The organism is Streptomyces sp. NPDC001514, from assembly GCF_053597075.1.
The window spans coordinates 112,883-128,758 of sequence record NZ_JBSFHO010000010.1; the positions used below are offsets into that span (position 1 = coordinate 112,883).

At 69.3% G+C, this 15,876-nt stretch carries 17 protein-coding genes and 2 pseudogenes; 10 read left to right on the top strand and 9 right to left on the bottom strand.

Annotation, left to right across the window (positions count from 1 at the left end; all coding sequences use genetic code 11):
• Positions 1–15: 15 nt before the first annotated feature.
• Positions 16–780 carry a polysaccharide deacetylase family protein gene (locus tag ACWCXB_RS13555; RefSeq protein WP_450722412.1) on the top strand — a complete coding sequence of 255 codons (765 nt, stop codon included), beginning with the start codon at positions 16–18 and terminating at the stop codon, positions 778–780.
• A gap of 85 nt (positions 781–865) precedes the next feature.
• Entirely contained in the window at positions 866–1,960 is a 1,095-nt protein-coding gene (locus ACWCXB_RS13560) for a DUF5925 domain-containing protein (RefSeq protein ID WP_450722263.1), read from the top strand.
• Positions 1,961–1,977: 17 nt separating this feature from the next.
• Here the strand turns inward: ACWCXB_RS13560 and ACWCXB_RS13565 are convergent, their stop codons facing one another.
• Positions 1,978–2,985, bottom strand: a complete 1,008-nt coding sequence (locus tag ACWCXB_RS13565; protein ID WP_450722265.1) for a sigma-70 family RNA polymerase sigma factor — start codon at positions 2,983–2,985, stop codon at positions 1,978–1,980.
• Positions 2,986–3,266: 281 nt separating this feature from the next.
• Between ACWCXB_RS13565 and ACWCXB_RS13570 the strand changes: the two genes are divergently transcribed.
• A complete protein-coding gene (locus ACWCXB_RS13570; protein ID WP_450722267.1) occupies positions 3,267–4,058 on the top strand; it encodes an SDR family NAD(P)-dependent oxidoreductase in 792 nt (263 codons plus the stop codon).
• 93 nt (positions 4,059–4,151) lie between these two features.
• On the opposite strand, the gene ACWCXB_RS13575 is transcribed toward ACWCXB_RS13570, so the two are convergent.
• The gene (locus ACWCXB_RS13575) at positions 4,152–4,526 is read right to left on the bottom strand and encodes a GntR family transcriptional regulator (protein ID WP_450722269.1); all 375 of its coding nucleotides are present in this window, start codon (positions 4,524–4,526) and stop codon (positions 4,152–4,154) included.
• Positions 4,527–4,608: 82 nt separating this feature from the next.
• Between ACWCXB_RS13575 and ACWCXB_RS13580 the strand changes: the two genes are divergently transcribed.
• Positions 4,609–5,541, top strand: a complete 933-nt coding sequence (locus tag ACWCXB_RS13580; RefSeq protein ID WP_450722271.1) for an N-acetyltransferase family protein — start codon at positions 4,609–4,611, stop codon at positions 5,539–5,541.
• Positions 5,522–6,013, top strand: a complete 492-nt coding sequence (locus tag ACWCXB_RS13585) for a DUF402 domain-containing protein (RefSeq protein WP_450722273.1) — start codon at positions 5,522–5,524, stop codon at positions 6,011–6,013. Before ACWCXB_RS13580 ends, ACWCXB_RS13585 begins: the two co-directional genes overlap by 20 nt.
• A 12-nt stretch (positions 6,014–6,025) precedes the next feature.
• Here ACWCXB_RS13585 and ACWCXB_RS13590 read toward each other — a convergent pair whose 3' ends face one another.
• From ACWCXB_RS13590 to ACWCXB_RS13605, 4 genes are read right to left on the bottom strand one after another with little or no spacing between them, the layout of a single operon-like run.
• On the bottom strand, positions 6,026–6,475 hold the full coding sequence (locus ACWCXB_RS13590; protein ID WP_450722275.1) for a GNAT family N-acetyltransferase: 450 nt from the start codon (positions 6,473–6,475) through the stop codon (positions 6,026–6,028).
• Entirely contained in the window at positions 6,472–7,968 is a 1,497-nt protein-coding gene (locus ACWCXB_RS13595) for a tripartite tricarboxylate transporter permease (RefSeq protein ID WP_450722277.1), read from the bottom strand. Before ACWCXB_RS13595 ends, ACWCXB_RS13590 begins: the two co-directional genes overlap by 4 nt.
• 3 nt (positions 7,969–7,971) lie before the next feature.
• Entirely contained in the window at positions 7,972–8,511 is a 540-nt protein-coding gene (locus ACWCXB_RS13600) for a tripartite tricarboxylate transporter TctB family protein (protein ID WP_450722279.1), read from the bottom strand.
• Positions 8,508–9,491, bottom strand: a complete 984-nt coding sequence (locus ACWCXB_RS13605) for a Bug family tripartite tricarboxylate transporter substrate binding protein (protein WP_450722281.1) — start codon at positions 9,489–9,491, stop codon at positions 8,508–8,510. The genes ACWCXB_RS13600 and ACWCXB_RS13605 overlap by 4 nt, the downstream gene beginning before the upstream one ends.
• A 252-nt stretch (positions 9,492–9,743) precedes the next feature.
• On the opposite strand from ACWCXB_RS13605, the gene ACWCXB_RS13610 reads away from it, so the two are divergent.
• Positions 9,744–10,424 carry a response regulator gene (locus tag ACWCXB_RS13610; protein WP_450722414.1) on the top strand — a complete coding sequence of 227 codons (681 nt, stop codon included), beginning with the start codon at positions 9,744–9,746 and terminating at the stop codon, positions 10,422–10,424.
• A gap of 24 nt (positions 10,425–10,448) precedes the next feature.
• Here the strand turns inward: ACWCXB_RS13610 and pyrF are convergent, their stop codons facing one another.
• From pyrF to ACWCXB_RS13625, 3 genes and pseudogenes are all read right to left on the bottom strand, one after another.
• Complete coding sequence (pyrF, locus tag ACWCXB_RS13615) at positions 10,449–11,144, bottom strand: orotidine-5'-phosphate decarboxylase (RefSeq protein ID WP_450722283.1); 696 nt, start codon at positions 11,142–11,144, stop codon at positions 10,449–10,451.
• Positions 11,145–11,518: 374 nt separating this feature from the next.
• Positions 11,519–12,136, bottom strand: a complete 618-nt coding sequence (locus ACWCXB_RS13620) for a TOPRIM nucleotidyl transferase/hydrolase domain-containing protein (RefSeq protein WP_450722416.1) — start codon at positions 12,134–12,136, stop codon at positions 11,519–11,521.
• Positions 12,137–12,189: 53 nt separating this feature from the next.
• A pseudogene (locus ACWCXB_RS13625) lies at positions 12,190–12,357 on the bottom strand (transposase); the annotation flags it as partial.
• A 112-nt stretch (positions 12,358–12,469) separates the two neighbouring features.
• On the opposite strand from ACWCXB_RS13625, the gene ACWCXB_RS13630 reads away from it, so the two are divergent.
• From ACWCXB_RS13630 to ACWCXB_RS13645, 4 genes and pseudogenes are all read left to right on the top strand, one after another.
• Positions 12,470–12,925 carry a hypothetical protein gene (locus ACWCXB_RS13630; RefSeq protein WP_450722285.1) on the top strand — a complete coding sequence of 152 codons (456 nt, stop codon included), beginning with the start codon at positions 12,470–12,472 and terminating at the stop codon, positions 12,923–12,925.
• A gap of 357 nt (positions 12,926–13,282) precedes the next feature.
• The gene (locus ACWCXB_RS13635) at positions 13,283–13,669 is read left to right on the top strand and encodes a DUF6221 family protein (RefSeq protein ID WP_450722287.1); all 387 of its coding nucleotides are present in this window, start codon (positions 13,283–13,285) and stop codon (positions 13,667–13,669) included.
• A gap of 352 nt (positions 13,670–14,021) precedes the next feature.
• Positions 14,022–15,512, top strand: coding sequence for a M12 family metallopeptidase (locus ACWCXB_RS13640; RefSeq protein WP_450722289.1), 1,491 nt, complete (start codon positions 14,022–14,024; stop codon positions 15,510–15,512).
• 89 nt (positions 15,513–15,601) lie between these two features.
• Positions 15,602–15,873: pseudogene (locus ACWCXB_RS13645) on the top strand (transposase); the annotation flags it as partial.
• Positions 15,874–15,876 lie beyond the last annotated feature (3 nt).

The following is a 15,876-nucleotide window of genomic DNA, read 5'->3' on the forward strand; positions in this document are numbered from 1 at the left end:
GCCGTGCCCATCCTCATGTACCACGCGGTCGGGCACCGGCCCGCGCCCGCGACCTACGGACTGTCCGTATCACCGGAGGCCTTCGCCGAGCAGATGGAGCTGATCGGCGAGCGCGGGTTCACGCCCGTCACCACGGCGGAGCTCGGGCGGGCGTGGCGGCGCGGGGAGCCACTGCCGACCCGCCCCGTGCTGATCACCTTCGACGACGGCTACGAGGGCGTGCACCGCCATGCCCTCCCCGTCCTCGCCAAGCGCGGCTTCGCCTCGACCCTGTTCGTGTCGACCGGCTGGCTGCGGGGCGAGCACGAGACGGGCGGCGCCATCGACACCATGCTCGACTGGGACCAGGTGAGGGCCCTGGCCGCCGCGGGCACGGAGATCGGCGGCCACACCCACACCCATCCGCAGCTGGACCAGCTCGACGACCGACGACTGCGGTACGAGACGCTGCGCTGCCGGGAGATCATCGCCGGGGAAACGGGAGCGGCCCCGGTCTCCTTCGCCTATCCGTACGGCTACTCCAGCCGGCGCGTACGGCACATGGTGCGCGCCGCGGGTTTCGCCCAGTCGCTCGCTGTGGGCAACGCTCTGGCCCGCCGCCGCCAGGGCCCGTACGCGCTGGAGCGCGTGACTGTCCGGCGGAGCACCGGCATCGAGGAGTTCGAGCGGCTCGTCGAGGGCCGCGCCATCGCCCGTAACTTCGCCGGGGACCGGGCGCTGACGAAGGGGTACGCCGTCGTCCGCCGGGCGCGCAGGGCGGTACGGCTGCTGCGCGAATGAGCCGCCCGCGCCTGCGCAACGCACAACGGGTGCCACACGCCAAAACATCGTGCGCGGAGCGCCCTCGTGCCGGATCATGGGCGCCATGCCTGCCAACCCTGAGGACGCGCTGCCGATCCGGCTCAACGTCGACGACAGCGATTCACCGTCGGACGTCGTCGACGCGCTGTTCCTCGGCCGCTTCGCGACGGGCGAGCAGCCGTACTCGCACAGTTCGACGATCGACCGGGTCAAGCCCGGCGCCACGCTGCTGCCGCCGGGCGCGTCCGTGCTGCGCGCGGCGCGCGACGACGACCGCAGCGCGACGCTCGCCGAGGGCGAGGGCTGGACCCTGCTGATCTCCCGGTGGAACCGGGGGGCCGATGTCACCGTCACCGCCGTCAGCTCCGAACTCGCCGAGAAGATCCACCAGCAGGCGACCGACGGCGTCCAGGACGAGCCGGAGCCCCAGCCCGAGAACGTGACGATGGGCTTCTGGTACGTGTCCCCGCGCCGCGGCCCGCACCGCACAACCCGCCAGATCAGCGCGGGTACGTGGGAGGAGATCCGGCCCAACTACACAGCGCCGGTGGCCGATGCGATGGACCGGCTGATGAAGGTGACCCCGGACGACATCGCGGGCCGGCTGCTCCTGCTGCACGGACCGCCGGGTACGGGCAAGACGTCGGCGCTGCGGACCCTGGCCCGCTCCTGGCGGGACTGGTGCCAGGTGGACTGCGTGCTGGACCCGGAGCGGCTCTTCAACGACGTCGGCTATCTGATGGACATCGCAATCGGCGAGGACGACGGCACGGCCAAGGGCCGCTGGCGGCTGCTCCTCCTGGAGGACTGCGACGAACTGATCCGCGGCGAGGCCCGGCACACGGCGGGCCAGGCACTGTCCCGGCTGCTCAACCTGACGGACGGACTGCTGGGCCAGGGGCGCAACGTCCTGGTGGGCGTCACCACGAACGAGGACCTGGAGCGCCTCCACCCTGCGGTCGTCCGCCCCGGCCGCTGCCTCGCCCGCATCGAGGTCGGCCCGCTCACCCGGGCCGAGGCGGTGACCTGGCTGGGCACGGACGAGGGCGTGGGCCGCGAGGGCGCGACGCTGGCGGAGCTGTACGCCCTGCGGCGCGGGACGACCCCGGCGTCGGTGCCCTCGCAGCACGACGGGGCGGACGCGGGCCTGTATCTGTGACCTCCGCGGTCGGGCTGCTATCGGCTTGGGAGCGATCGCGGCAGCCCGAACCATGGGAGCACGCTGTTGTCGAAGCGGGTGAAGGCGCAGATGCGGTCGCCGGTGAGGGTGAGGACGAACAGGCCGGTTCCATGACGGACGCCGGTGGAGGCGCGCAGGTAGGCCCCGAACGCCGGCTGACCGTTGGCTCGCGTCGGCACGAGGTCAACCCTTCGGCCCGAGCGGAAGATGCCGGCGAAGAGGCGGGCCACGACGTCGCGGCCTTGGTATTCGAGGGGAATCGGTGGCATGGAGATGAAGACATCGTCCGTCAGAAGGGCCACCAGCGCGTCCAGATCCCCGGACTCGTAGGCGCGGACGAACTCTGCCACGAGCGTCTGCTCGGAGGCCCCGCCGGGGGCGGGAGCCGGTTCGCGCTCGTCGGTCGGCGGCTGCCGGCGCTGCAGGCCGGCGCGGGCCCGTTTGAGGGCGCTGTTCACCGACTCGACGGTCGAGTCGAGCATGTCGGCCACCTCGTTCGCATGGAATCCGAGGACGTCGCGCAAGATGAGCACGGCGAGCTGGCGAGGCGGCAGGACCTGAAGAGCGGTCACGAAGGCCAGGGAGATGGCTTCGGTCTGCTCATAGCGGGCCTCCGGGCCGAGGGGCACATCGATCGCTCCCTCGAGGAGGGCATCGGGAAACGGCTCGAGCCATACGACCTGGCCGAGCCGGGTCGGCTCGGGCGGTTCGACCTCGGGCATGTCCCACTTCCGGGCCGGGCGCCGGCTCGCCGACCGACGCGCGTTGAGGCACATGTTGGTGGCGATCCGGTAGAGCCAGGTGCGGATCGAGGCGCGGCCCTCGAATCCTCCGAGGCCCTGCCAGGCGGCCAGCAGCGTGTCCTGGAGGGCGTCCTCGGCGTCCTGCAAGGAACCGAGCATCCGGTAGCAGTGCACCTGTAGCTCCCGGCGGTACGGCTCGGTCAGCGCTCGGAACGCGTCGCCGTCCCCGGCCCGCGCCCTGGTGATCAGCTCGGTTGTCACCACTCCACCCTCGCCTCACGACTCTCCCGCACCTTGTCGCACTTCCATCCTGTACAGACAGTCGCACTTCCATCCTGTACAGACACCGGCCGAGGGGCGAACTGGGCGGTTGGTGGGCGCCCACTTTCCTGACGTCGCGGTGTCTGCATCATCGACGGCTCGGACGATCCGGACGTCGGCGGATGGCGAAAAAGACAGCCATGCGCAGATGAGTTTCAGCAGTCGGCCTTGACTCATGAGGGGGGAGGGTGTGCCCCCTGGGCACAGAAAGGAAGCCGGAGATGATGCTGAAGGACAAGGTTGCGGTGATCTACGGAGCCGGAGGCGCGATCGGCAGTGCTGTCGCACGCGCCTTTGCCTCCGAGGGGGCTCGTCTATTTCTCACCGGGCGCCACCTTGCGCCCGTCGAAGTTGTCGCCAAGGACGTCGTTTCGGCCGGCGGATCAGCCGAGGCGGCGGAGGTGGACGCTCTCGACGAGCAGGCTGTGGACGAGCATCTACAGTCCCTGATCGACAAGGCGGGACGCGTCGACATCTCGTTCAACGCGGTCGGCATCCCGAATACGAGCATTCTGGGCGTCCCTCTGATCGAGCTGGATGTCGAGCAGTTCTCCCTGCCGATCACGACCTACACGACCTCGTACTTCCTGACCGCACGCATGGCGGCCCGACGGATGGTCGCGAACAAATCGGGTGTGATCATGACCGTCACCGCACTCCACTCGCGGACGGGCATTCCCTTGGTGGGAGGCTACGGTCCGGCGATGGCCGCCAAGGAGGCACTCACTCGAGGTCTGTCCGCCGAACTCGCACCTCACGGCATTCGCGTGGTCGGTCTGCGACCACAGGCCATGCCGGAGACACGCACGATCAAGGAAGCCTTCGAGCCTCGCGCCAAGGCATCGGGAATGACCTGGGAACAGTGGCAGGAGTTCCTGGCAAGCAGGACCCACGCACGAAGGCTCATGACGCTCGAGGAAATGGCGAACCTGGCGGTCTTCATGGCTTCCGACAAGGCGAGCGGGATGACCGGAACCACCATCAACTTGACCATGGGAAGCCTGGATGACTAGGTCCTGTCGGGCAGCGGCACTCGTGAGTACGGGTTCGAATCCTGCCCCGGTCACTGAAGGACAGGGTCCGGTGCCAAGTGCGCCGGACCCTTGTCACTCGCCGTACGCCGCCCGCAGCGCATCCTCCACCGCCGACGCCGCGTCCGCGCGGGACAGCCCGAGGCGGCGGGCCTCTGCCGCGTACGCCTGGGCGGCCGACGCCGCCTGGCGCTCCGCCGCGTCGCCCGCCGCCGCGACGAATGTCCCGTTGCGGCCGCGCGTCTCGATCACCCCGTCGCCCTCCAGCGCGCGGTAGGCCTTGGCGACGGTGTTCGCGGCGAGGCCCAGTTCCTCGGCGAGGCCCCGTACGGTCGGCAGCTTGTAGCCGACGGGGAGCGCGCCCGAGCGGGCCTGCGCGGAGATCTGGGCGCGGAGCTGCTCGTACGGAGCGGTGGCGGAGTGCGTATCGATGACGATCTTCAAGGTCACGGCCCGATTGTCCCCCACCGCTGCGCCGACCGGCGGAAAATGGGAGGCGGTGGCGCCGGAGGCGCCCGTAGCGTGCCCCCTCATGACGTTGATTGTGCGTGCTGTACGCCCCCAGAACATCCAGGATGCCGAGGGCTTCGCCCGGGTCCGGCGGGCAGCCCTGCCCTTCATGCTGGCGAACGCCGAGTCGGTGGCATTCGACGCCGCGCACGCGCATCCCGACGCGCACTACCGGCAGGTCATCGCGCTGGAGGACGGCGAGATCATCGGTACGGCCCAGGTCGGAATTGTGTACGACAGCCCGGATCCGGGCGTCGGCTACGCCAATGTCTACGTGCATCCGGACCGGCGGCGCCGGGGCGCCGGGGCGCTGATCGTCCGGGCCGCCGAGGAGCATCTGGCGGGCGCGGGAGCCGACACCGTTTACTCGTGGGTGCTGGACGAGCCGGCGAACCGCGTCTTCGCCGAGCGGCACGGCTACCGCCCGAGCCGCTCCGCGCACTTCCTCCGCCTCGACCTGGCGGGCGGCACCCTGCCGCCGCTGTCGGCGCCCCCGGCCGGGGTGGAGATCGTGTCCGGCGAGCACTTCGCCGACGATCCGCGGCCGCTGTTCGAGCTGGACGCGGAGACCACGGCCGACGAGCCGAGCGATGTGAACTACTCGGAGTCGACGGACTACGAGCACTGGCTGGCCGAGACCTGGAACCATCCCCTGCTCAGCCGCGAGCTGACCTCGGTGGCCCTGGTCGACGGCCGCCCGGCAGCGTTCAGCGCGGCACGTACGGACGGCTCCCCCCGCTACGGCACGGTGATGACGGGCACCGCCCGAGCCTTCCGCGGCCGGGGCCTGGCCAAACTCGCCAAGAACGACTCACTCCACCGCGCCCGCGCCGCGGGGTACACGGAGGCGTTCACCGGCAACGACACGGGCAACGGGCCGATGCTGGCGATCAACAAGTGGTTCGGCTACGAGATCTGCGCGACGGAGGTCCGCCATGTCCGCACCCTCGGCTGAGCGGATCGAGGTCGTCCTGGTCAAGGCCGGCCGCACCAAGATCCGCTATCCGGCGGAGCTCGTCTCCGACGACGGCACCCGCATCACCGTCCGCGCGCCCTGGGCGGGCGACGGCGTACGGGACTTCGGGTTCGTCCGCTTCGAGCCGGGTGACCTCTTCACGGAGTACTACTGGCGGGACCGCTGGTACGCGGTGAAGGAGGTGCGCGGACCCGGCGGCGCCCTGAAGGGCTGGTACTGCGACATCACCCGGCCCGCCACGGTCCACGCCGGCGAGCTGGTCGTCGAGGACCTGGACCTCGACCTGTGGGTGTCGGCGGACGGCACGGAGATCCTCCGCCTGGACGAGGACGAGTTCCGGGAGAGCGGCCTCGCGGAGACCGACCCCCGGGCGGCCGAGGAGGCCGAGCGCGCCCTGGACGCCCTCGAACTCCTCGCCCGCGAGGGCCGGTTCACCTCGCTTCTGACCTGAGCCCGAGCCCGGTCAGCGCAGCGGCTTCCGGTAGTGGATGCGGTCGTAGGGACCTTCCATGCGGCGTTCGACGACTTCGTAGCCGTACCGCTCGTACATCCTCTGGTTCTCCCACATCTTGGCGTTCGTGAGGAGCCGGACCTCGGGGAGTCCGAGTCCGCGTGAGTGCTCCTCGACGAAGGCCAGCAGGCGGCGGCCGAGGCCGGTGCCCTGGGCATCGGGGTGAACGGCGATCGAGTCCAGGTAGAGGTGGTCCTGGCCGGGGATCAGCACCAGGACGCCGATCACCGGGTCGCCCACGACGTACACCCGCCCCGCCGCCACGTTGGCCGCGTGGTCCGCCTCCATCGGGGCCGGAACGAGTCCGATCCGCTCGATGTAGTGGTGGTAGGCCGCGTCGGTCACGGCCTTCACACGCGGTGTGTCGGCAGAGGTGGCGGGCCGGATGTCGTCGTGGGTCATGCCGTCACACTACGACGGCGGTTGATCAGCTTCTTCAGCCACGGCCAGGCCAGCAGCACCACGATCACGGCGTACACGGTCACCGAGAAAGGCGTGTTGACCAGGCCGCTCACGCTGCCGTCGCTGATCTGCAGCGCCCGGCGCAGCTGCTGCTCCGCGGCCGGGCCGAGGATGACGCCGATCACCGCGGGCAGGACCGGGAGTCCGTACCGCCGCATGCCGAAGCCGATCAGGCCGATGATCAGCAGGATGACGAGGTCCAGCGCCTCCCCGCCCACCGCGTACGCGCCGACGGCGGCGAAGAAGAGGATCCCCGCGTAGAGGTACGGCCGCGGGATGCGCAGCAGCTTCGCCCACAGCGGTGCGAGCGGCAGGTTCAGCGCGAGCAGCAGCACCATGCCGACGAAGAGCGAGGCGATGAGGCCCCAGACCAGGTCGGGTTCGCGTTCGAAGAGGAGCGGGCCCGGCTGGATGCCGTACTGCTGGAAGGCGGCCAGCATCACGGCCGCGACGGCGGTGGTCGGCAGGCCCAGGGTCAGCATCGAGACGAGCGTGCCCGCAGCCGAGGCGGACGCCGCCGACTCGGGACCGGCCACGCCCTCGATCGCGCCCTTGCCGAACTCGTCCTTGTGCTTGGAGAGCCGCTTCTCCGTGACGTACGACAGGAAGGTCGGGATCTCCGCACCGCCGGCCGGGATCGCACCGAACGGGAAGCCGATGACCGGTCCGCGCAGCCAGGACTTCCAGGTCCTGCGCACATCCGCCTTGCCGAGCCAGGGCCGGCCGACGGGGATCGCCTCGCCGGTCGTACGCCGCAGATGGGCGGCGACCCACAGCGCCTCGCCGATCGCGAAGAGTCCGACTGCGACGATGACGACGTCGATGCCGTCGGCGAGCTGCAGCGAGCCGAAGGTGAGCCGCTGCTGCCCGGTCATCTGGTCCAGGCCGACCAGGCCCAGCGTCAGTCCGATGAGCAGCGAGGCGAGCCCCCGGATCCGCGACGAGCCGAGCACGGACGTCACGGCGATGAAGGCCAGCACCATGATGGCGAAGTAGTCGGGCGCGCCGATGTCCACGGCGAGTGCGGCGACCGTCGGGGCGAGTGCGACGAGCAGGATCGTGCCGATCATGCCGCCCGCGAAGTGGCCGACCGCGGCGGCGGCGAGCGCCTGTGCGCCGCGGCCCGCCTTGGCCATCGGGTTGCCTTCCATGGCGGCGACGACGGCCGCGCTCTCACCGGGCGTGTTGAGCAGGATGGACGTGGTGGAGCCGCCGAACATCGCGCCGTAGTAGATGCCGGCGAACATGATGAAGGCGCCGGTCGGTTCGAGTCCGTACGTCACCGGGAGCAGCAGGGCCACGGCCATGGCGGGCCCGATGCCGGGCAGGACGCCGATCGCCGTGCCGAGCAGCACGCCGAGCGCCGCCCAGAAGAGATTGACCGGCGTCAGAGCCGTTCCGAACCCGTCGAGGAGGGAGTTGAGCGAATCCATCGGCTAGAGCACCCCCATGAGCGGGCCGCCGGGCAGCGGTACCCCGAGCAGGTTGTTGAAGACGAAGAAGGTGACGAGGGAGAGCACGGCGGCTATCAGCGGGTCGCGGTGGTGGTGGCGGCTGCCGAGCGCGTACGCCGAGCCCCAGAAGAGCAGCGCCCCGGAGACGGGGAAGCCGAGGGGGCCGATGAGGACGGCATTCGCGAGGAAGACACCGGCGAGGAGCAGGACCGTACGCCGGTCGCCGGGCTCGGACAGGTCGATGTCCTCGCCGGTCTCGGACTCGCCGCGGCCGCCGCGCAGGACGTCGACGGCGAGGAGGACGGCGACGGCGAGGAGGCCGATGCCGACGGCGACGGGTACGGTCTTGGGCCCGATCGGACCGCGCTGGGCTATGTCGATGTCCATCGTCAGCGCGTCGGTGAGGACGAGTACGCCGATGAGGAACAGCAGCAGGCTGACCCCGAGTTCGGAGTGCTCGCGCAGCCAGGTGCGACGGGTCCCGTCCGGACGGGTCTCGGTCTCGGCTGTCTGTGTGCTCACAGTCCCAGCTCCTTCAGGACCGTGTCGACGCGCTTGTTCTGCTCGTCGAGGAAGTCGCCGAACCTCTTCCCCGGGAGGAAGGCGTCGTTCCAGCCGTTCTTCTTCATCGAGTCCTTCCACTGCGGGGAGTCGTGCAGCTCCTGGACGAGGCCGATCAGCTTGTCGCGTTCGGCGTCGGAGAGGCCCGGCGGGGCGACGATGCCGCGCCAGTTGGTGAAGTCGGTGTCGAGCCCGGCCTCGCGGAGGGTGGGCGCGTCCAGGCCCGGTACGCGCTTCGGTCCGGTCACGGCGAGGAGCCGCAGTTCCCCGGACTTGATCTGATCGAGGTACTCGCCGACGCCCGAGACTCCGAAGGCGACCTTGTTGCCGAGGATCGAGGCGAGGAGCTCGCCGCCGCCGTCGAAGGGGATGTAGTTGACGGACCTGGGGGCGATCCCGGCGGCCTGTGCCATCAACATCGGGGCGAGGTGGTCGGGTCCGCCGGGTGAGGAGCCGCCGCCGACGGGCAGCTTGGCCGGGTCCTTCCTCCAGGCGTCGAGCAGGTCCTGGATGGTCCGGTACGGGGAGTCCTTCGCGACGACGACGATGTCCTGCTCCTCGGTGAGCCGGGCGATCGGGGTCGTGTCGGCGAGGGTCTTCGGGGACTTGTTGGTGTGGACGGCGCCGACCACGCCGAGGCCCATGGACATGGCGAGGCGTCCGTTGCCGTGCTCGCCGACGAGCCGGGTGAGCCCGACGGTGCCGCCCGCGCCGGGGAGGTTGAACACCTCGATGTTGTGGGTGAGTCCCGCGTCCTCGGCGTTCTTGGCCGCGGTGCGGGCGGTGATGTCGTAGCCGCCGCCGGGGGTGTTGGGGACCATGAAGCGCAGGCCGGGGATCTGCGTGCCGGTTTCGGCGCCGCTGCCCGTGGTGAGCAGCGGCGGCCCTACGAGCACCAGCAGCGCTGCCCCGAACAGGGCGAGGGGAGTGCGCAATCGCACGTGAGCCGCCTTTCGAGCAGAGCGGGGAACTTGTGAAGTGGCCCACATGTTGCCTGCGCGTTAAGAAGCTGTCTCTCTTCCGGAATCAACGGACGTTGTGGTCGTTGTGGTCGCCGCCTAGCGTGTCGGCGTACTGCGCTTTCCCCGGGGCCACTGCACCTGTTTGCGGCTGCGCCGCGAGCCGGACCCCCGGCCGAAGAGCCGGCGCCCGGGCAGGGGCGAACCGATCTCGCGAGGTGACTCCCGGTGAACGTGCTGGTGGTGGACGACGACTTCATGGTCGCGAAGCTGCACAGCCGCTATGTGTCCGCTACGGCCGGTTTTGCCGTCGCCGGGGTGGCGCACAGCGGCGCCGAAGCGCTGCGCGCGGCCGACCGGTTGCGCCCCGATCTGGTGCTGCTCGACATCTACCTGCCCGATATGGACGGGATCAGCGTGCTGCGCGAACTGCGGGCGGCGGAGGAGCGGGACGGGGACCGGCAGCCGGCCGACGTCCTCTTCATCACCGCCGCGCGCGACGCGGGCACGGTCCGCTCGGCCCTGCGCGCGGGGGCCCTCCACTACCTGATCAAGCCCTTCAACCAGGCGGCGCTCCAGGAGCAGCTGCGCCACGTTGCGTCCCTGCGGGCCCGCCTCGACGACCTGGACGAGGCCCGCCAGGAGGACGTCGACCAGCTCTTCGGTACCCGCCCGCCCGGCTCCCGCGAACTGCCCAAGGGCCTCGCCCCGCACACGGCCGACCTGGTCGACCGCATCCTCCGCGCCCACCCGGAGGGTCTCTCCGCCACACAGTGCGCCGAGGCGGGCTCCCTCTCCCGCGTCAGCGCCCGTCGCTACCTGGAGTACTTCGCGGAGACGGGCCGCGCGGAGGTCACGCTCCGGTACGGGGGGACGGGACGGCCGGAGCGGCGGTACCGCCGGCTCGGACAGTGACCGCTCACCGATCGGCCGCTCCGGTTACGGAATGAGGTCGCCGCGGACGAGCCTCAGTGCGGCTGCCGGATCCGCGGCGCGTGTGACCGTCCGGCCGACGACGACGTGGGACGCACCGGCGGCGACGGCTGCGCGCGGCGTATCCGGGCGGGCGTGCTCGCCGAGGGCCTCGCCAGGGAGCTTGATGCCTGGCGTGACGATCAGTGCGTCTGCGCCCAGCACGCTCCGCAGGGGTGCGGCCTCCTGCGGCGAGGCGATCACGCCGTGGCATCCGGCATGCTGGGCGAGTCGGGCCAGCCGGAGGACCTGTTCCTCGGTGGAGGCGCCGACGCCGATGTCCGCCAGGTCCGACTCGGTCATGCTGGTGACCACGGTCAGGGCCAGAACACGAAGGCGGGGGAAGTCGCGGGCCGCGGCCACAGCGGCGGCCATGATGTCGGTTCCGCCCATGCCGTGCACGGTCACCATGGTCGCGCCCAGTGTGCCGGCGGCACGGACCGCACCAGTGACGGAGTTCGGGATCTCGAACAGCTTCAGATCCAGGAACACCTCCTTGTCCCTGGCGACAAGGCGCTTGATGAAGTCGGGTCCGGCAGCCGTGAGCAGCTCCAGTCCGACCTTGTAGAAGCGGCAGCCGTCGCCGAGCCGGTCAACGATGTCTTCAGCGGCCCCGCCATTGTCGAAGTCCAAGGCGACGATGATCCGACTGGTTGGTTCCACGGCGTCATTGTCACCCACCATGGCTCTCCCATGTGAGTCGGCTTGCGGGCACCGTGGCGTTCCTGAGCCCCTTCTTGCCCCCGTAAGCCGCCCGAGGGCCGGCGCGCGTCAACACCCCGGCTCAGCACGGCAGTGGGGCCAAGCGAAGAACCTGCGGGGAGCCAAACAGGAAGCCGGCCGGACGACTTGGCACCATGACTTGGCACCATGAGGTTCCATGGCATCGGGCGCCGCCGCGGCCACGCCAAGCTGTCCGCTCACCGCGCGGGAAGCAATCGGTAAGCCGGTGCGGTCGGTGACCAGGTGGATCTTCGACCCGCGCTCAACGATCCCCACGGCCGAGTTCTTCTGCCGAGATTGACGTCACCCAGCGGTCAGAGGCTGGTGAGCAGGCCGTCGAGTGGGGCGGGTATGCGGTCGGGGTCGAGGGCCTCGACGAGGACGCGGCCGTAGCGGATCTTGCGCCCCTTCTTCGTGCCGAGGAAGCGCCGCAGCTGCTGCTGTGAGGTGCGGCCCCGCTGTGCGGGCTGGCGCAGGAAGGTCTGCAGGGCGCGCAGGTCGCCCTCCGCCCGGACGATCTCCTCCACCCGTGTCACGCCCAGCGCGCGGATGAGCTCGTCTTCCAGATCCGCCGCGCAGACGAAGAACCCTTGCTGTGCTGCACTGGCCCGCTCCAAGCCGCGGGCGTAGTAGCGACGCTCCGCCTCGTCGCACAGTCCCGTGAGGCGGAGGTTCAGGCCGGGTGGCCCGAGGATGTGGGCGAAGCGCCCGACGCTCATCGCACCGCCCATCGGCAGGACGCAGACTCCTTCGGCCGCCAGGTTCCGGCCGCGGCTCGCGGCCAGCGCGCTGACCGCTGCGACGTCGCTCGCCCCTTCGAGCAGGACGGCTGTCCGGACGGGCAGCCGCGCGGCCAGCTCGCGCGCGGGGTCGCCGGGGCCACCGGCAGCCCACGCGGTGACCGCCTCCTGGAACGACCCCATGTCAGCCATGAGAACGAGTCTCCGCCCTTTCCGGCCACCACGGTAGGGAATTTCCGCCGGCGCGTCGATCGGCGGTGAGCAGTCGGGCCCGACGGTCCGCACGAAGGAGGAAGCTGCCGCCAGGTGCAGCCCGAGGTGGCCACGAAGATGATCGCCGCCGGCACCTCCCGATCTCCGTACCGCCGTTGGCTGCCGCCCCGCGGCCGCGAAGGCGGCGAGTGGGGCCGCAGGCGTCGGCGCGGTGAGCGTGAGGTGCTGGCCGCGACAGTTTTCGTTGCCACGTCGGGCAGCACATGGCAAGATCGCGCCCAATTTTGATCGCTCTGACGCGGAAGGCTTCTGATGGCCAAGATGAGGAACCGGATCGCCACCCTGCTGGCAGCGACCGTCGTGATGGTCGGCGTCTCCTTCGGCTCCGGCGCGGGGACCGCCGCGGCAGCGCCCCGGCTCACCTACACGACGAGCAGCTATGAAAACGGCGATTCGAAGGTCATCTACCTCTACGCCGACGGCGACTACGCCGGATACGTGAACTGGAACTCGGACCCGCTGTACGACGGCACCCCCGGAGACGCGCTGCGGGCGCATGACGGCGGGGCCGACGGGTGGGGCGTCAAGGGGGTCGTCTTGAGCTCCATGGTCTACCGCGAGGCTTCGACGCAGGGACACTCGTCCCCCTACACGACCCCGTGGCAGACCGGCGACATCACCGAGGGGCACCGGATGATGCTCGACGCGTGCCTGGTGAAGGGCTCGGAGGAGGTCTGCACCGGGTTCAGCCACTACGTCTGGGCGTAGGCGCGATCGCCCACCCGGGCGGGCGCGGGTGTGGCGGCAGGTCCCAGTGATTCCCGCCGCCCGCCCTCACCAGAAGCTGAGCTCACCGTTCCCCGTGTGGACGGGAGTGTCGCTGTCCTAGAGGTGGCGTCCGCCCTTGAAGAGGCCGGCCTGCCGTCTGATCCGGCCGTCGCGTCAGCCACGGTCATGAGCCGGTGGGACGGCTTCAAGGATTCGTCGCCGGACGTCTCCCAAGTGCTCGATCAGCTGCACGTTTCCTCGGATGGTGAACCCGCCTGAAGGTTGTCCCGGACCGAGTTCCGTCAGCCTCCGCCGGACCCTATGGACAAGCTTCGTGGGTGCGGCGAGGATCCGGCCATGACTCAGACCGATGCAGGTCATGAGAGGGCACAGACCTCCGACTTGGTGGCCTTCCTCCGCGCCAGGTTTCAAGACGACTGGAACCACGCCCGCGACGCCATGATGGGTAACGGGGAGTGGAGGGCCGAGCGGACCGTTGTCGTGCTGGACAGCGGCGCCGAAATCCCAGAGGTCTACCTCGGCCAGGCGGATCACATCGCCCGATTCGACCCTGCTCGGATCCTTGCGGAGGTCGAAGCCAAGCGAGCCGTCGTAGACGCCTACGAAGGTGCGCAGGCGAATACATCAGCCGAGTACGGCGAGGGGCTCCGCAGAGCTCTCGGCTTGCTCGCCTCGGTGTATGCCGATCACGCCGACCACCGCGCAGAATGGCGGGCTTCCTGAACGAACGGCCGTCCGGCTGCGCGCAGTTACGCTGCCAGTTCTCGCAACTTATCCATGGCCTCCGCGGCGTCCCGCACCACGACGTCGGTCGGCAAGGCGCAACGAGGCGCTAACTGCGGTCGCCCAGCAGGAACGGCGGCGCTGGCACGCGCCATGTGTCACGGGCGTTCACCGCCACCCCCTGGAACGTTTCACGTGGCGACGCACGTATCGCGTTGATAACCTCGAAATGTATCGCCCCGGCACCGGTTGCTTGGGGCCCGCCCTCCCGTCGAGTTGACCTCGTCACGGTTGACTGTCGCCGAATGGAGTCATTCGGCTGGCGGCTCGTTCATGTAAATGAACTTGAGCATTGGAAGGCACCATGGGGCATGTGATAACTGGCAGTCGGTGGCGATGGCCGTATCGCGTCATCCCGTACACCATCAACGAGGGCGATTTCGGGACAGATCCCGAGAGTGCTGATCACAAGGCGATTCAAAACGCTGTGGACGCGTGGAACGACAATACGATTCTCACCCTTCGCTCACGCACCGATGAAACATCCTATATCGAGTTCGTGAAGGGGGATGAGTCTACCAGTTGCCGCAGCAAGGCGGGTATGCAAACCGGACGACAGCAAGTATTTTGTGATCCATCCATGTCCGAAGGATCGTTGAAGCACGAGATCGGGCACGCGGTGGGGCTACTTCACGAGCATCAGCGTGACGACCGGGACTCGTACGTCACGGTCTGGATTGACAACGTCATAGACGACCAGCGGCGCAACTTCGCCAAGATGGGCGGGGACGGCATCGAAGTCGGAGCCTACGACCACGGCTCAATCATGCACTACGGGCCTCGCGCCCTCTGCGTTGAATGGCGTTACGCAGTGCCGGTTCACCGTCAGTTCAGCTTCGCAAGACCCGCTCTCGCGGGTTTCAACAATACCCTGCACGTGGTCCACAGGGGCCACATCCGTTCGTGGCGTGACATCCCTCTCGCGCCGGCCGATTTGTGGCATTCACGGTGGACCGCCGGCGGTGACTGGAAAACTGATCTCATTCCCGGTCACCAAAGCTTCGCCGCGCCCGCTCTCGCGGCCTTCGACAATGCCCTGCATATGGTTCGCCTCAGCTCTATCCCTCTTTTCCCGAGCGTTTTGTGGCATTCACGGTGGACGCCCAGGAGTGGTTGGCAAACCCTCGCTCCCCCGAACCAAGGGACCCGGGGCGCGCCCGCTCTCGCGGCCTTCGACAATGCCCTGCACATGGTGGGCCGCGGCCCGCGGTCAAACGATCTGTGGCATTCACGGTGGAGCGCCGGGACTGGTTGGCAACCCCTCGATCCCCCCGGCCAAGCGAGCCGGGCCATGCCCGCGCTCGCGGCCTTCGGCAATGCCCTGCACATGGTCCGCTGCGGCCCGCGGTCATACGAACTGTGGCATTCGCAGTGGACGGCCACGGGCGGCTGGACCCCGGCCGTTCGCATCACCGGCCAAAAGAGCCTGTTCGGACCAGCGTTGAGCGTGCTCGGCCCAGAGCTGCATCTCACATACAGCTTCAACATGATGCCCAGAATCTGGCATTCGACATATGACGGAAAGTCCTGGGATCCGAAACACCGACGCGACAACAACCGGACATGGACGGGCCCTGCGCTTGCCACATTCAACGGAGAGCTCCATTCGGCCCACGTCCGCGGCGGCTATCTTCAGTCCGGTCAGATACGGCACACGGCGAGGGACACGACCCTGCAAAGCATCACGCCGGTCGACCTCCCGCCAGGAGTCACGATGGGCCAGCGTGATGGACTAAGCGCCGGAGATATCGCCACGGTGGCGTCTATGTACAGCGGTTTCTGAAACCCCCTTTGGAACGCATCGCTCTTGATCAGGCCGCCCTGCAGGAACTCGGAGGGGGCCCTCGCCGCAGCCGGGCCGCAGCGACGACGGGCAGGCCGTCCAGGTCGAAGCGGATGCTATCGACGGACCCCGGTGGCGAGTGCGGACCGGGGCTCCGTGGCGGGACCTCCCGCCCCGCTATGGGTCCTGGCAGACGGTCTACGGACTGTTCCGCCGCCGGCAGCGCCTGGGAGTGTGGGCAGGGCTGCTCACCAAGCTCCAGGCGCGAGCCGACGCGCGCGGTCGCATCGGGTGGACGGTGAACGTCGACTCCACGATCTGCCGGACTCACCAGCACGCCGCCGGGGCACGCCGGGACGGCCAG

Excerpts from the sequence above, each read along its gene's own strand:
- ACWCXB_RS13560 (WP_450722263.1), top strand. The coding sequence starts at position 866 with ATGCCTGCCAACCCTGAGGACGCGCTGCCGATCCGGCTCAACGTCGAC.
- ACWCXB_RS13635 (WP_450722287.1), top strand. The coding sequence starts at position 13,283 with ATGACTCAGACCGATGCAGGTCATGAGAGGGCACAGACCTCCGACTTG.
- ACWCXB_RS13595 (WP_450722277.1), bottom strand. The coding sequence starts at position 7,968 with ATGGATTCGCTCAACTCCCTCCTCGACGGGTTCGGAACGGCTCTGACG.
- ACWCXB_RS13555 (WP_450722412.1), top strand. The coding sequence starts at position 16 with ATGTACCACGCGGTCGGGCACCGGCCCGCGCCCGCGACCTACGGACTG.
- ACWCXB_RS13570 (WP_450722267.1), top strand. The coding sequence starts at position 3,267 with ATGATGCTGAAGGACAAGGTTGCGGTGATCTACGGAGCCGGAGGCGCG.
- ACWCXB_RS13620 (WP_450722416.1), bottom strand. The coding sequence starts at position 12,136 with ATGGCTGACATGGGGTCGTTCCAGGAGGCGGTCACCGCGTGGGCTGCC.
- ACWCXB_RS13630 (WP_450722285.1), top strand. The coding sequence starts at position 12,470 with ATGGCCAAGATGAGGAACCGGATCGCCACCCTGCTGGCAGCGACCGTC.
- ACWCXB_RS13590 (WP_450722275.1), bottom strand. The coding sequence starts at position 6,475 with ATGACCCACGACGACATCCGGCCCGCCACCTCTGCCGACACACCGCGT.
- ACWCXB_RS13580 (WP_450722271.1), top strand. The coding sequence starts at position 4,609 with ATGACGTTGATTGTGCGTGCTGTACGCCCCCAGAACATCCAGGATGCC.
- ACWCXB_RS13585 (WP_450722273.1), top strand. The coding sequence starts at position 5,522 with ATGTCCGCACCCTCGGCTGAGCGGATCGAGGTCGTCCTGGTCAAGGCC.